General features: G+C 58.9%; 11 protein-coding genes and 1 pseudogene. 4 read left to right on the top strand and 8 right to left on the bottom strand.

What is annotated here, in order from left to right:
* Window positions 1-24 precede the first annotated feature (24 nt).
* On the bottom strand, window positions 25-240 hold the full coding sequence (locus I5W_RS27155; protein ID WP_148289212.1) for a hypothetical protein: 216 nt from the start codon (window positions 238-240) through the stop codon (window positions 25-27).
* Window positions 241-275: 35 nt separating this feature from the next.
* Between I5W_RS27155 and I5W_RS27160 the strand changes: the two are divergent.
* From I5W_RS27160 to I5W_RS27175, 4 genes and pseudogenes are all read left to right on the top strand, one after another.
* Window positions 276-1,345, top strand: a pseudogene (locus I5W_RS27160) (biotin/lipoyl-containing protein); the annotation flags it as partial.
* A gap of 10 nt (window positions 1,346-1,355) precedes the next feature.
* Window positions 1,356-2,285, top strand: a complete 930-nt coding sequence (locus I5W_RS27165) for an MBL fold metallo-hydrolase (RefSeq protein ID WP_044531602.1) — start codon at window positions 1,356-1,358, stop codon at window positions 2,283-2,285.
* 82 nt (window positions 2,286-2,367) lie between these two features.
* Window positions 2,368-2,874: a YbaK/EbsC family protein gene (locus I5W_RS27170; protein ID WP_044531603.1), complete on the top strand. Its 507-nt coding sequence runs from the start codon at window positions 2,368-2,370 to the stop codon at window positions 2,872-2,874.
* A 51-nt stretch (window positions 2,875-2,925) separates the two neighbouring features.
* Window positions 2,926-3,834: a hydroxymethylglutaryl-CoA lyase gene (locus I5W_RS27175; RefSeq protein WP_044531604.1), complete on the top strand. Its 909-nt coding sequence runs from the start codon at window positions 2,926-2,928 to the stop codon at window positions 3,832-3,834.
* Between the two features lie 21 nt (window positions 3,835-3,855).
* Here the strand turns inward: I5W_RS27175 and I5W_RS27180 are convergent, their stop codons facing one another.
* The 7 genes from I5W_RS27180 to I5W_RS27200 all read right to left on the bottom strand — a co-directional run bounded on the left by I5W_RS27180 (window position 3,856) and on the right by I5W_RS27200 (window position 14,749).
* Complete coding sequence (locus I5W_RS27180) at window positions 3,856-4,389, bottom strand: O-acetyl-ADP-ribose deacetylase (protein ID WP_044531605.1); 534 nt, start codon at window positions 4,387-4,389, stop codon at window positions 3,856-3,858.
* 400 nt (window positions 4,390-4,789) lie between these two features.
* Window positions 4,790-5,200: a hypothetical protein gene (locus I5W_RS31800; RefSeq protein ID WP_148289213.1), complete on the bottom strand. Its 411-nt coding sequence runs from the start codon at window positions 5,198-5,200 to the stop codon at window positions 4,790-4,792.
* Window positions 5,201-5,206: 6 nt separating this feature from the next.
* The gene (locus I5W_RS27185; RefSeq protein ID WP_044531606.1) at window positions 5,207-5,548 is read right to left on the bottom strand and encodes a hypothetical protein; all 342 of its coding nucleotides are present in this window, start codon (window positions 5,546-5,548) and stop codon (window positions 5,207-5,209) included.
* Between the two features lie 267 nt (window positions 5,549-5,815).
* Window positions 5,816-6,115 carry a barstar family protein gene (locus I5W_RS27190; protein WP_044531607.1) on the bottom strand — a complete coding sequence of 100 codons (300 nt, stop codon included), beginning with the start codon at window positions 6,113-6,115 and terminating at the stop codon, window positions 5,816-5,818.
* A gap of 842 nt (window positions 6,116-6,957) precedes the next feature.
* On the bottom strand, window positions 6,958-7,290 hold the full coding sequence (gene imm45, locus I5W_RS34340) for an Imm45 family immunity protein (protein WP_083893641.1): 333 nt from the start codon (window positions 7,288-7,290) through the stop codon (window positions 6,958-6,960).
* Window positions 7,290-11,042: a hemagglutinin repeat-containing protein gene (locus I5W_RS27195; RefSeq protein WP_252717251.1), complete on the bottom strand. Its 3,753-nt coding sequence runs from the start codon at window positions 11,040-11,042 to the stop codon at window positions 7,290-7,292. The genes imm45 and I5W_RS27195 overlap by 1 nt, the downstream gene beginning before the upstream one ends.
* On the bottom strand, window positions 11,003-14,749 hold the full coding sequence (locus I5W_RS27200; protein ID WP_044531608.1) for an S-layer family protein: 3,747 nt from the start codon (window positions 14,747-14,749) through the stop codon (window positions 11,003-11,005). The genes I5W_RS27195 and I5W_RS27200 overlap by 40 nt, the downstream gene beginning before the upstream one ends.
* Window positions 14,750-14,848 lie beyond the last annotated feature (99 nt).

The following is a 14,848-nucleotide window of genomic DNA, read 5'->3' on the forward strand; positions in this document are numbered from 1 at the left end:
ACGCCACGTTCCGTTCCCATCTGGCTACCTGCGGCTGCGCTTCTCGTACGAACCATTGACCGTGTAGTTACTGTAGCCCGTCGCCGACGCCAACGTGCCATTCGCCGCGCTGGCATTACCCAGCAACACCGTGGCTGCACCCACATTGCTGATGGCTGCGTTCGTCGTCGTGTCGTACACCTTGTTCGATGCCGTCACGTTCGCTACCGTCACATTGGCCTTTGCAATATTGGCCGTCATGTTCTGTTGCGTCGTCCCAGACAACGTGTAGTTTCGCCGCCGGTGAAGCGCTGCCGCTGCAACAGGATCAATTGCGCCTTCAGGGCCACGCCATCGAAGCGCGCATCTATGCCGAGAATCCCGAGAAAGGCTTCCTGCCCGCCATCGGCACGCTGACCCATCTGCGCTGCGCGCCGGCGGTGGAGTTCACCCTGGCCGCCGCCGGCGCCACGCAACCGGCGGCGGTGCGCATCGATTCCGGCGTACGCGAGGGTGACGCGATTTCGCCCTTCTATGATCCGATGATCGCCAAGCTCATCGTCTGGGGCGCCGACCGCCAGGCCGCCCTGCGCAACCTGACGCGCGCCCTGGCGCAATACCAGGTGGTGGGGCTGGCCACCAATATCGGCTTCCTGCAACGGCTGGTCGCGGGCCAGGCCTTCGCCACGGCCGAGCTCGACACCGGCTTGATCGAGCGCCACCGCGACAGTCTCTTCCCGCCCCTGTCGCCCCCGCCACCGACACGCTGGCGCTGGCCGCCGCCGCCCTGCTGCAGCAGGAACGGCAAGCCAGCACCAGCCATGATCCCTGGGCCCAGACCAGCGGCTGGCGCCTCAACACGCGCCTGGTGCGCACACTCTGCTTCGAGGATGACGCCGGCAAGCACAGCGTACAGATCGAGTACGCCGGCGATGGCCAGCACTGGCAATTGCAGATCGCCGACCGCACGCACACGCTGGAAATCCATACCGCCAGCGCAGAGCGCCTGCTCATCACGCTGGATGGTCGCACCTTGAATGCTACGGTGGTACGCGAAGCAGAGTGCTGGCACCTCTTCGATGCGCACGGCCAGCGCAGCCTGCGCTACCTCGACCCGCTGGCCCACGCCGGCCACACCGAAGCCGAAGGCGGCCGCCTGACCGCGCCCATGCCCGGCAAGATCGTCGCGCTGCTGGTGGAGCAAGGCGCCAGCGTCGCCCAGGGCGCAGCGCTGCTGATCATGGAAGCCATGAAGATGGAACACACCATCACCGCCCCCGCCGCCGGCACCGTCCAGGCCTTGCTCTACGCGGTCGGCGACCAGGTCGCCGAGGGCGCGCAGTTGCTGGACTTCAAGGCCGCCTGAAGCGCTTGCCATGAACGCCCCCGCGCTGCACCTCGCCCCCTCCATCCACGTGCTGGAGCGGGGCTGGCTATCGTCCAACAACGTACTGCTGTTCGGCCGCGATGAAGTGGCCATGATCGATAGCGGCTACGTCACCCACGGCGAACAGACCCAGACCCTGGTGCGCCACGTCCTGCACCAGCGCGGCCGCGAGCGCCTGGACCTGCTCATCAACACCCACCTGCACTCCGATCACTGCGGCGGCAATGCCGCCCTGCAGGCGGCCCACCACTGCCGCATCGCCATCCCCGCCGCCGAAGCCGACAAGGTGCGCCACTGGGATGAAACAGCCCTGAGCTACCAGGCCACCGGCCAGCGCTGCCCGCGCTTCGTGCATGACCAGGTCATCGCCAGCGGTGACGTACTGCGCCTGGGCGAGCTGGACTGGACCGCGCTGGCGGCGCCCGGACATGATCCCCATGCCCTGCTGTTCTACTGCGCGCAGGAAGGTGTACTGATCTCGGCCGATGCGCTGTGGCGCAATGGCTTTGGCATCATCTTCCCTGAACTGGAAGGCCAATCCGGCTTCGAGGAAGCACGCGCCACGCTGGAACTGATCCGCACGCTGGACGTGCGCACCGTCATCCCCGGCCATGGCGCGCCCTTCCATGACATCGACGATGCGCTGGAAAAAGCCTTCTCGCGCCTCGACTACCTGCAAGCCGACCCGCTGCGCAACGCCCACAACGGCATCAAGGTGCTGGTGAAATTCCTGCTGCTCGAACGTGGCCGCATTGCGCTGGCCCAACTGCCGGCGATGATGCGCGACATCCCTTTGCTGCGCATCACCAATGCGCGCTACCTGCAGATGGAAGAGGAGGCGCTGGCCCGGTGGTGCGTGGCGCAACTGGAAAAAGCCGGTGCCGCCCGCAGCGATGGTGTCTTCCTATTGGACTGCTGACACCGGCCCGGCAGGCAGGGCGGTCATGCTGGTATCATTTCCGGCTTCTCCTTATGCTTCTGCCTAACGCTCCCGACACACCATGAACGATACCGTTGCCCTTCCCTCTTCCGCCCAACGCGTGGCCGACCTGCTGAGCGCCATGGGTCACGACAAACCGGTCGTGATGCTGCCCTCGACCGGCCGCACCTCGGCCGAAGCCGCTGCTGCCGTGGGGTGCAGCGTGGCCGAGATCGCCAAGTCGATCATCTTCCGCCGCCTCTCCGATGACGCGCCGGTGCTGGTCATTGCCAGCGGCGCCAACCGCGTGGACGAAGCCAAGGTCACCGCACTGACCGGCCCGCTCGGCAAGGCCGACGCCAAGTTCGTGCGGGACGCCACCGGCTACGCCATCGGCGGCGTCTGCCCGGTCGGCCACGTCATCAAGCCGATCATGCTGATCGACCGCGACCTGTTCAACTTCGACAGCGTCTGGGCCGCAGCCGGCCATCCGCACGCCGTCTTCAACCTGAGCGCCGCGCAACTGGAAAAGATGACCGGCGGCACCGTCGCCGATGTACGCTTGGAAGCGGTACCACAGGCCGACTGATATCATCGACACACCNTATTGCCNGCCATCCCAGCCCACGGAGATCGCCAGATGAGCCTGCCCAAGAAAGTGAAGATCGTCGAAGTCGGCCCCCGCGACGGTTTGCAGAACGAGAAGGAAACCATTTCCGCCGAGGTCAAGATCGAGCTGGTCAATCGCCTCTCGGCGGCGGGCTTCCCGAATGTGGAAGCGGCCTCCTTCGTCTCGCCCAAGTGGGTGCCACAGATGGCGACCTCCGCCGAAGTCATGCGCGGCATCACGCGCAAGCCTGGCGTGATCTACTCGGCGCTGGTACCCAACATGAAAGGCTTCGACGCAGCGCTGGAAGCGGGCGTGGATGAGGTCGTGATTTTTGGTGCTGCCTCGGAGGCGTTCTCGCAGAAGAACATCAACTGTTCCATTGCCGAATCCATTGCCCGCTTCGCCGAAGTGGCCAAGGCAGCCAAGGACCATCGCAAGCGCTTGCGTGCCGCGGTCAGTTGCGCCTTCGGCTGCCCCTACCAGGGCGAAGTGCCGCTGGAGGCAGTAGCCGACGTGGTGCGGCGTTTCCGTGAACTGGGCTGTGACGAAATCGACATTGCCGACACCATTGGCGTAGCCACTCCCGGCAAGGTCCGCCCGGTGATGGAAACGGCCATCCGCGAATTCCACATCGAAGGCTTGTCCGGCCACTTCCACGATACCTATGGCCAAGCCCTGGCCAACATCTATGCCAGCTTGCAGACGGGCATCAGCATCTATCACGCCTCAGTCGCGGGATTGGGAGGCTGTCCTTACGCCAAGGGCGCGACCGGGAATGTGGCTACCGAAGATGTGCTGTACATGATGCATGGCCTGGGCATCGAGACCGGGGTGGACCTGGATGCGGTGGTGGAGGCTGGGCAGTTCATCTCGCAGCAATTGGGGCGCAAGTCGGTGAGTAGGGCGGGGAATGCGATGGTGGCTAAGCGGGTGGGGTGAGGGCCACGTAAGTCAATCCATCTAGAACTCATTTCTTTCTGGGTTTAATAATTCGCGATATAGCTCGTAGCTCTCTTCTTCAAAGCAGACGAAGTTAACAGTTTTGATAGCGTCACAGCTCTGCTGAAACGACTGAACTGCATCTATGGCGATGCACGCAGCGAGCCTCTTAGGAAACCGATATGTTCCAGTCGAGATATTGGGAAAGGAAATGCTTTCCATGCCGAGAGATTTTGCAAGATTGAGACATTGAAGATACGTCTTTCTCAAAAGCTCCTGTTCGCCCTTCTTCCCTCCCTGCCAAGTCGGACCAACGGCATGAATGACATATTTGGCGGGAAGCTTTCCAGCGGTCGTTGCCACTGCATCTCCCACCTCACACCCTCCTTGTCTCGCTCTTATCCTCGTGCATTGATCTAGTATTTCCGGCCCACCTTTACGGTGGATCGCTCCATCAACACCGCCTCCACCCAACAGCGAGGTATTGGCGGCGTTGACGATGATGTCAACAGGAAGGATGGTGATGTCACCCCTGACGATATTGATCTTGCTCATTGGTACGCTCAACGGCTTCCTTTATTTTGAAAAGTACATGTCCGCAATCATCTCGACCACGCACCGTATATCCATACACTAGCGATTAGTGCATATACCCCAACCACAACTACGATATATATTTTCTTTCCCAACGGAGATGCCTCTTGCCAGCGTTGCTCTCGCGTCTTCCCAAATAAGTTAAAGAGAATTTCTCGTACCCTCATAGCTAGTCCTTTTTCTTTTTAATCGAATCGTCGTAGTTAACCAGAGAAATCCCCGCGCCCGTACTTGAGCGACTTTCGCTCAGACTCCACTTATCAACCATGATTCTCAAATTTTCATCGATTCGAAAATTCGGATCAGGTCAAAGCGAACATTCCTCCTATTAGCAAGGACTCTCCCCCAGAAAAAACGTAATTCAAATAGTGGAGGCAGTCTGGATATAGGCTTCTATACGTTGCAGCCTAGTTTGATTTTCGGGATGTCTGCGCTTATAAACAGAAACAATGGCCTGCACATATCGCGCAAAAGTAATTCGATCAGAGAAGAATTCTGGATAGGTCAACAGGTAACTATCGGGTTCGACATACGCCCTAAAACGAGCATTGACCGGCCACGATTCGTAACCTGGATGCCTGTCATCGCTACGTCTTTCAATGATCCAACCAGGCTCACCTTCTACTCCTCCAAAAAAATCATCCGTTGAGAGCAACCTCTCAAGTTCCCCCAAGCGATGATCGGCCATCATTATGTCAAGACAAAACTTTAGTGCCGCATCTTTATCGTGGCATGGATCAAATCCGCCAAAAGCCTCTACAAAATAGTCCATATTAATTTATTTGATTGGGTGTACATTGCTGATAAACGGCGCGCCGGTTATTGGATCGAAATTGATATACACACCATCGTGAATGATCCATTCATTGAACAGACGCTCATTGAGACTGATGTTGAAATCCCTGATGGCCTCGTTGAGCTTTTCGTAGGCGGGGAGCGGGGCATCGCGCACCGCCTTCCAGGCGGCGCGTCGTTGCTGGTAGTCGCCATTGACACAGTCGTCAGCGTCGATGCAGCCAGCCGGCTTGTCCGGCTCGCGCGGCACTTCAGCCGTGGGGCGCGCTATGCCGAAGACATCCCATATCCGGTCGCTGGGCAGATAGACAAACAGCTCAGGCAATGCCGGCAGGATCGCGGTTTCCGTACTGGACTCAGGAAGTGGCTCGAGATACGCAAGAACGACACCGATACCACCGGAGGAGTAATCTCGCCTGCGGACTTCCCGGTTTTGAAGTCCGAAGAACCGACCAGGCGGTAGTTGATGATCCTGCGTCCCGGCTTGTTCTCTCTGGACGTCTCGAAATGCGCATTATGGTTGTTGATCGTATTAGCGGAATCGAATGCGAATTTAGCGGACTCTTAAATCCTGAAAAATCAAATCTCGCCACTACTCAAGAAAAAAGACAAATCTCTCATCCACATTAAGTCTTTCATCAGCTTCGTTTATCTCGGTAAAAAGACGCACGATGGTGTCATACACTCGTCCCAATCTCTTCTTCGAGACATCTGAATTTTCCCAATGTAGAGTTACTCCGCCCGTCCCCCCCGCACTTAATAAGTCCCAAAGAGCATCTAAATTGTTGCCATAGTAGGGGCCAAAATCTAATGCAGACGAAATAGTCCGATGAAAATCGAGCTCGGTTTGAATCAGTCTTCCATCAATATAGACTTCATTTTTTTCAGTCATAACCGCTCCTGTTTCCATGTCCCAACTGGCGAAAATGTATTGTAATGATCAGTGGTGATATACAAAAGTCCGTCATTCGAGAACAGCAATCGGGTCCCTGGCTACTTTGATCTCATTGAATTTCTCTCATGGTCGACGTCGACAGAACGATATCGCGACAAATCCAAATCCGATTAGTGCACCCAAAAATCCTGCACTCTTTAACCGGTGCTCAATGTTTGCACTATCTATGCTTTTCCAGAATGCGGTCGACGTAACGTGTTCAATGAAGGTCACTTGTGTTTGACTGGCACACCGCGCGAATACGCCGCACCAATCTCTTATTAGTGGATCTAGCAAGAGTTCTTTTAGGATCGGTGCGACAAACAGATCAATGACTGCAACAAGACATAGCATTGCGCAGATAAAGATTGCCATCACACACAAAATCCGAAAAATGCTTTTTTTATAGTTTTGTCTCATTGTTGGCCCCTTTGAACCTGATCCTTAACAGTATTTCCCGCGGGCTCCTGCGCAAAACTAGCCCCCCCCTCCTAGCATACCGGGAACCGCACTAGGTCCATTTCATTTCAATATGCTTCACATCCTGGCCCGCCCGGACCAAGACGGCATTGCCAGACAAGGTGCTGCCCAGCTGGCTGGCTGAAGCTGCTGGCGTCGTCTGTCCTCACCGAGGTCGCCGTCTGGAAACCGCCTGAACTGTGCTGATGCTGGTCGCGGGCGCTGCCGGCCCAACGGGCCAGTGTTGTTGATGGCGGTGCCGTGATTTCCCACTTTTCATGATGAACAAGGGATTACCCTAGCAATTTGCAATGTTAAGGATTACATTTTTAAGCCCGAATTCACTCAGGATCTTGAGCCTCGTAACGTGGAAGAAAAAAAACATCTTGTACCGAGCATTGCGGATAAACCCACTTTCCCCAATTTTCGATGAGCCATTTTCTCGATAGAGTGTTCCCTGTAGGAGAACCTGAATCTAGGGGAAGTCGCACCAGAACCAAGCCGGCCTTCCTGCCAGACGAAACGACTAAAGCATGTCTAGTCCTGTCATCCGCTATGTCCACCAACATGAAATCGACAAATTCTTCGTAAGGCCATACTCCTTTAACCCGAAAAATTGCACCATGCATGATGTACTCACAGTCTTCCAACGTAACTAATTTTTTCCACACCATTATTTAATCCTCAAGTCGTGTCCGCCACTGGAGTCTTTACTCCCTTCAACCGGGCTCATATTCATTTTAACTTCCTCTACGTGTTTTCCTGACTTAGCATTAACTCTTTCAAACCGACCATGTTGTGTATCTAAGGCGTATAGGTAGCCGTCCTTTCCATCGTACACGTCCCGTCCATTCAATTTGGTAAGTTTTCTGTCTTTTACCCATTGCTGACTCTCGACGACCAAAGACGCCATTTTCTTAGTTTGAGCAACTCGCTCACCCATTGGTAAAAAAGCCAGTTCTTTCTCGAAGTCTTCAACACTTTTCCCATTTGGAAGTTTTGTAGAGACAGTTCCTGCCGGAGTCGAAGAATATTTTCCATTAGAAATACTGGATATCTTTGCTCGAAGCGAATTTAACGACGCCACAACCCCCGCAGGATTATCAATCGTCGCCGTCAACTCACTCAACAAATGCTCCAACAAGGATGCATTCGCCCCGAGTGCTTCCAATTTCGGGAACTGCGCAGCTAAATCATTTTCCTGCTCGTTAAGCAATTGCCTGACATACGCCTTCTGCTCATCCGTCTTGGCATAGACCATTGCCAGACCGATATATGGGTATGCGACTTGGCCTCCGCGGATCTTGTCTTGGCAGCTCTGTAACGTGGCGCCTTCACCCTGGCAGGCTTTATCCAAAAGCAAATTAAATGCGACCTTCTGCTTCTCAGTTTTCTCTTTTAGCTCTTCGAAGCATGACGAACTCGTGCCGCCAGAACATCTACGCATCCCCTCCACAAACGCGAAGGTGTTGCTTCCCAAAGCATTATTTTCCGTCTCCAACTGTGCCGCCAAGGTCGCATTGGCAGCATCCCCACTCCCTGCAGCAGTCGCGATACCTCCGACAATACTGGTAACGAGATTCTTCCTGCCCTCCTTCTCTTCGTTACTAAGGCCATCAACAGAACCGAGCAAGTTATTGATGACGCTCCCCGCTGAAGCCCCAAGCGCGCCCGCTGCGCAGCTAGCATCCTTTGCCATCGCTCCCGCGCACGCCACCACTCCATGCAACGCGACGCGCGCTGTCCCACTATCCAGACTATCGGCGACCTTCTTGACCTGTTCTGCGCCAAGCCCCTGTAAATAATTGACGGTCGCCGCTTGAACGAGCTGCGAAGTGGATCCTGCCAAGTTTCCCGTAAAAGCGCCCGCAATCGCCGTGACATATTTCCGATAGTCTCCCGTACTGGACCACTGATCTGCATCCAGATACTTATCTGCAAGACTGCGCAAGCGCGCATCATCACGCTGGTCTATTGGCTTGGAACGTTCATCCTCTATCGCCGCATCCAGCTTTGCCTTGGCGGCATCAGCTTCCTTGGCGCGATTATCAAGGAAGGTACCCAACTCCCGCGTAAATGCTGTTGCAACGGCAACTCGATTCTCAATCTCCTCCTTATTAAAAATCCGCTTGAGCGCATTGCTCCCCTCCTTGCTGCTACTCACCTCCCGATTCACCGAGGCGATAGCCTGCTCCGCCGTCTTGCCCGTCAGCTCCTGCTGTTTCTTGTCATCGGTAATCGTGATGACTCCGCCACTGACGGCGCTCCTGGTTGTGCTTGACGCACTACCGTTGGCTCCAACAACCACCGGCGGGGTCGCCGATAGGCCGCCATCCTTGCCTGTGCTGTAACCCACGCCAATGCCCACGCTCTGCGCGTCATACTGCGCAATGTTCTGGATATCGCTTTGCGTCAGCGTCTGCGTGGTCAAGCTGTTCTTGTTGGCCGCCACGGCCTTGTCACTACTGGCGATCAGCGCGCCCTTCAGATCCGTGTTGCCACGCACATTGATCTGGAACCCACCATCACCCGCCTTGATGCCGGACTGTTCCATCACGCTGGCATAGTTGCTGTTGATGTTCGACTGGCTGTAGTTGACGCTGCCGCCCATCTTTCCCGCGCCCACCGAAACGCTCCCACCCAAGCTTTGCTGCCGACTCTGGAAGGTACTGCTGTCCTGCTGGCTGGCGATGTTCAGATTGCCTTTGCCGCTGGTGCCCACCTCCATCTCCACCTGCTTCCCCCGCACCACTGCGCCGCTGATGGTCGTATCTGTTCCAGAGACGATGGTGAGCTTGTTACCCGCGTCAACATGCGTATTGACCTGCGTAACTTCAGCGCCTTCACCCTTGCCCCGGCTCCCCGAGTCGCTGGCTGTGAACAACAAACCGTCGGTGCCAATGGAGATACCTACCGATCCCGAAGCACCGCTGTTGCGGCTGTGCTGCTCGGATGTTTCTTGGGCCGCAATCAGTCGGACCTCATTGGCCGCCTTCAGCGTGGCATTGACGCCCGCCTTGATGTCGCTTCCCTGGATCACGATGTTGCTGTCGGCGCCACCGCCTTGGGCGCTGATATTGACGCTCCCGCCCGCCGACACGGTCGAACCGCGCACCGTATTGCTGGTCTGTTCGGATCGGCTCTGGCTGCTGCTTGCACCCAGGCTGAAGGCCAGGTTGATGCCGCCGACCTTCTCTGCGGCATTGGCATCTCGCGTAGGAGCCTTCCCTGTGACAGGGTCCGCTGGACCCGTGACGATCTGGTTGGCCTTGCCGTCAATCGTCTGGCCTTGTCCGGCGATGACGGCGTCTATCGCATTGGAAACCGATAGCCCGGCGGTCGCACCAGCCAATGCCTGCATCCGTCGATCCTTGGTCTTGCTTGCGGCCTCGGCCATCTGGCCTACCGTCTGGATGGCCGACAATACCGGGCTGGTCACCGCCACCGTCACCCCTTGCTGCCGGAATTTGTCTTCGATAACGGTTCTGCTCGCCTGCTCCGCCGCCCGAATCTCCACCGACCTGGCCGCAATATCGATATCCCCCTTCGGCGCCAGCACATCACTCCCCACCTGCGTATATCGATTGCCCGCCACAATAGTGACGTTGCCTTCCACACTGCCAATCGTGGAGGCAGCAGCGGTCTGCGCCCGTCCATCCACATCACGACTCTGAACGCGACTACCCACCGTCACCCCCAAGCCCGCCCCCATCACCCCACTGGTGCGCTCCTGCCGGAAGCTGCGCCGGGTACTGCTGTCGATCGCGGAAGCAATGTTCACATCCCGTCCCGCCACCACCGCTGTACCCTGCGTGGAGACGACATCGCTTCCCGTCACCTTCACATCCTGGCCCGCCCGGACCAAGACGGCGTTGCCAGACAAGGTGCTGCCCAGCTGACGGCTGAAGCTGCTGGCGTCATCCGTGCGTACCGTCTTGGCACTGAGGATGCCGCTGCTGCTGCGCTGCACCTGGTCGCGCACACTGCCTGATGCGTTGGCAGTGCCGATCTGGATGTCGCGTCCGGCTTGCGCTTGCAGCACGCCCTCGGCCACGATCTGCGTTCCCTGGGTGATGACATCCTGACCCGCCTGGATGCGGATGTTGCTGCCGCTGACCTGAGTGGCGACCTCCTGGCTGCCAGTGACCACGGCCCGGTTCACGCCCACTTCGGTGGTGCCATACGCACCATTGCCACGGTCCACCAGATTCGGGCCAGTCAATGTGCGAACCCAGTTGCTGCCGCCCCGGTCATTGGCCCAACGGATTTCCTGGCGGAAGTATTCCGTCACCGCCCCAAAGTTGACATCGCGTCCCGCCACCAGGCTCACGTCTCCCCTGGCTGCGATCACGGCGGCATTGGCCGTGAAGTCGCGGCCTGCCGCTATCACCACGTCCTTGCCGCTGACCCTGGCAAGCTGATTGATGTTGCGCCCGACGGTGGTGGCGTTGGCCGTGTCCCGCTGGTGCTGGTGAGGGCGATGTCTCGTCCTGCGCGCAGGATGAGCTGCTGGTCGGCATCGATGCTGCCTCCGGCATTGTCGATATCGCTGGCGGCGGCGATATAGACATTGCCGCCCACGATGCGTCCACCCAGGTTGCGGAGGTTGTCGGCACGCAGGGAAACGCCACTGCGCGCAGCAATCGTGCCGCCACGGTTGAGGATGTCCTGCGCGGTCTGCAAGGCCAGATCGTTGCCGGCGATCAGGGTCTGCTGGCCGCTGACCTGGATGTTGGAAGGGTGCAGGTACACCTGCGGCACCAGCACTTCCTGGGTGCGGCCATCGGCCAGCGTTACCGTCTGCTTGACCAACCAGACGATGTCCGTCTTGAGCTGGGCGATCTGCGCCTCGGAGAGGGCAATGCCCAATGCATAGCGCTGGGCCTGCGCTTGTTGCAGGCCGGCTTGCATCAGCGCCAGGTATTGCGCTTCGTTGCTGTTGAAGCCCTTCAGATAACGCTGGCCGGTGGCTTCCTGGATCTGGCGCTGAATCAATTGCTGTTCATAGAAACCATCGGCGAAGCGCTGGACCTGCGGGGCGGGGCCGGACTGTTCCCGGATGCGCTGGATCAGGAAGTCCGAGGACAGCCAGTTGCGGTTGCCGATGAAGCGCGCATCGGTCTGTACCAGGGGCGCAGTCGGGGTGCTGTGGTTGACCTGGTAGAGCGCATTGATCGGCAGGCTCACATCGACCGCAGGGGCGCGCAGGTCGGTGGTTCTGCCGGTGGCCGGCAGGGGCTGCGTGGGGGCCGTGATGGCGGCCCGGGAAATGGCGTCCCGCGTGGAACCGGTGCCGTGCGTGGGGGTGACCTCCAGCTGGAACTGGGTTTCTATCGTTTGGGAAGCGTAGGGCGCGCTTTCATAACGGCGGTCGTCTGCCTTGTAGTCGTGCTCCTTGACGAAAGTGCGCTGGGCCGTTCCTGTCGACGTTATGGTCTGCCGGCCCAGGGGACCGATGTTGTTGATGGTGGTGCCGTTGATACTGTCCGCGACCAGCGCGCCGCCTGCAATGAATTGGCTGGCATAGTTGTTGACCACGCCCGCCACCAGGTCCATGCCGCCGCCCGAGGTGATCATGCCCGGCGCGCTGCGCGTGACGATGGTGCGACGGATCTGTTCGGTGCCATCGTGGATGATCCATTGATCGAACAGGCGCCCATTGAGACTGATGTTGAATGCCCTGATGGCCTCGTTGAGCTTTTCGTAGGCGGGGAGCTGGGCATTGCGCACCGCCTTCCAGGCGGCACGTCGTTGCTGGTAGTCGCCATTGACACAGTCGTCAGCGTCGACGATGCAGCCAGCCGGTTTGTCCGGCTCGCGCGGCACTTCAGCCGTGGGGCGTGCTATGCCGAAGACATCCCATATCCGGTCGCTGGGCAGATAGACAAACAGCTCAGGCAATGCCGGCAGGATCGCGTTTTCCGTACTGGACTCACGAAGTGGCTCGAGATACGCAGGATCGACACCGATACCACCGGAGGAGTAATCTCGCCTGCGGATTTCTCGGTTGTAATCAACGGGCGGGCCATAACGGTCGAAAGGATATTCTGCCGAAGGAAGCAATAGGCGGAAGTTGTCCTCATCGCCCATCGCGCGCCAGTTCTCGGGCGCGATGATCTGGCTGTTACCTATACTGATGAGCCTTGCCTTGTCTCCCGAGATGAAGTCCGATGAACCGACCAGGCGGTAGTTGATGATCCTGCGTCCCGGCTTGTTCTCTTCGGATGTCTCGAAATGCGCATTATGGTTGTTGATCGTATCGGCAGCGATGCGCAAGCGACCATCGGCATTGATGGTGGCGCTGCTGTTGTTGACGGCGCGGGCGCGGCCCACGGCTCGGTAGTCCTGGCCCAGCGTGCCGCCGATGGCGATATCGCCCACCGAGTACAGCAGCGCCTGTTCGCTGTTGTGAATCTCGCCGGCGCCGATGTCCAGCCGTTCGCGTGCAGCGATGACGGGGGCGCGCAGGACGCCCTCGACGATTTCTGGAGCGTTATGCAGCACGTCGGCGCGGATGGCGAGGCGGTCGCCATAGAGGCGGCCGGGGCCGAGGTTGTCGAGCGTGCCGGCTTGCAGGCGCGTGGTGACGCCGTCGATCAAGCCACGGTTGAGCAAGGTGCTGGCTTCGGTTGCCGTGAGCAGTACCTCCTTGCCGAGCAGGGCGGCGCCGGCATGGTTCTCGATGCCCTTGGCGCTGATGCTCAGGGACGCACCGGCAGCGGTGGTGCCGTAGTGGCTGAATCTGCCGGCGGTGCGAATGTCGATGTTGGCGCTGGCGGCGGTCTCGCCGCGCTGCTCCAGATCGCGCACGACATCGATGCGCAGATCCTGGTGGCTTAACAGCAGACCTTTTCCGATCAGGGCCGCGGCGCGCAGGTCGAGTTCTTCAGCGGCGACGATGCGGCCATCGTCGTTGTCGATGATCAGGCTGCGATTGGGGGTGCTGTCGCTCACCCCTACCTTGCCCTTGGACGAGAGCAGGCCGCGACGATTCTCTACGCTGCCCACGGAGTCGATCTTGAGCAAGCGGTCGGTGCGGATGGCGCCCTGGTTGTTGTTGACGTCATTGGCGCGGATGGTGACATCGCGTCCTTCGATGCCTTGCTCCTTGTCCTGGGTGTCGTCGTTGCGCAGGGTGCGGGCCTGGAGGGCGAGGTCGCTGTCGGCGCGCATCAGGCCTTGGTGGTTGTCCAGCGTCCCGCCTGCGATATCGATGCGCATCGTACTCTGCGCTTGCAATTTGCCTGTGCTGTTATCGAGGCTATTGGCGTCGATGTTGAGCGCACCTGCCGTGACCATATCACCGCCCTGGTTGTCCAGGCGGCTTAGCTTCAGGTTGGCCTCACCCACCACGACCACCACGCCGCTGCGATTGATGAACGGCCCACTCTCGATTCGCAAGCCGCCACCGGCGCGCAGGCCCTGGTCCTTGCCGGAATGGGTGTTGCGCAGCGCCTGGCCATGGGTATCGATCTCGACGGTCTTTCTGGCTTGCAGCAAGCCTTGGTCGTTGTCGATCTCGCCGCTGGCAATATTCAGCTTGCCCTTGGCGGCGATACGGCCCTCGGCATTAGCGAGTTCGCCGCTGGCAATGCGCAGATCCTGCTGCGCAACGACCACGCCGCGCTGGTTGTTGAAGCGCTGCCCGCGCGTCTCCAGCAGCACGTCTTGGCCAGCGATCGTGCCGGCGCTGTTGTCGATGCCGGTGGCGGTCCATGTGAGGGCTGTTGCGGCCAGGATCTGGCCGTGGTTGGTGCTTTGGCCTTCGGTGGCAAGCGTGAGCGCGGCGTTTGCAGAGCGCAGCGTGCCGCGATTGTCCAGCGTGCTGGCGGTGAGGCCGAGGGCATCGTTGGCGCCTATTTCTCCGGTGTTATTGAGTTGCTGCTGGAGCGCCAGTGTCATGGCCGCAACAGCGGTCAGCTTGCCGCTGTTGTGCAATGCCGATGCATTCAGGCGCAGCGCTTGCGCGGCTTCCATCGTGCCGCTGTTGAGAGTGCTGCCGCTGGTTTTCACATCGATGGTGGAGCGCATCGAGTACAGCGCATTACGGTTCTCCAGCGCAGCAGCGCGAAAGTCGATGGCGCCAGCCGCACCGATCTTGCCGGTGTTGAGCACATTGCCCTGGATCTGCATCGCCACGCTGCCGGGTGTGACGACGCTGCCCTTGTTGTCGACCGCCGCCGCATCGATAGTGATGTCGCCGCTCGCCTGGAGTGTCTGTCGTTATGAGTG

Source organism: Herbaspirillum sp. B65, from assembly GCF_000333555.1.
In the GTDB taxonomy this organism is placed as follows: Bacteria; Pseudomonadota; Gammaproteobacteria; order Burkholderiales; family Burkholderiaceae_D; genus Herbaspirillum; species Herbaspirillum rubrisubalbicans.

Bases quoted from the DNA above. Each gene is read 5' to 3' on its own strand.
- I5W_RS27155 (WP_148289212.1), bottom strand. From the start codon at position 240: ATGACGGCCAATATTGCAAAGGCCAATGTGACGGTAGCGAACGTGACG.
- I5W_RS27165 (WP_044531602.1), top strand. From the start codon at position 1,356: ATGAACGCCCCCGCGCTGCACCTCGCCCCCTCCATCCACGTGCTGGAG.
- I5W_RS27170 (WP_044531603.1), top strand. From the start codon at position 2,368: ATGAACGATACCGTTGCCCTTCCCTCTTCCGCCCAACGCGTGGCCGAC.
- I5W_RS27175 (WP_044531604.1), top strand. From the start codon at position 2,926: ATGAGCCTGCCCAAGAAAGTGAAGATCGTCGAAGTCGGCCCCCGCGAC.
- I5W_RS27180 (WP_044531605.1), bottom strand. From the start codon at position 4,389: ATGAGCAAGATCAATATCGTCAGGGGTGACATCACCATCCTTCCTGTT.
- I5W_RS31800 (WP_148289213.1), bottom strand. From the start codon at position 5,200: ATGGACTATTTTGTAGAGGCTTTTGGCGGATTTGATCCATGCCACGAT.
- I5W_RS27190 (WP_044531607.1), bottom strand. From the start codon at position 6,115: ATGACTGAAAAAAATGAAGTCTATATTGATGGAAGACTGATTCAAACC.
- imm45 (WP_083893641.1), bottom strand. From the start codon at position 7,290: ATGGTGTGGAAAAAATTAGTTACGTTGGAAGACTGTGAGTACATCATG.
- I5W_RS27200 (WP_044531608.1), bottom strand. From the start codon at position 14,749: ATGCAGATCCAGGGCAATGTGCTCAACACCGGCAAGATCGGTGCGGCT.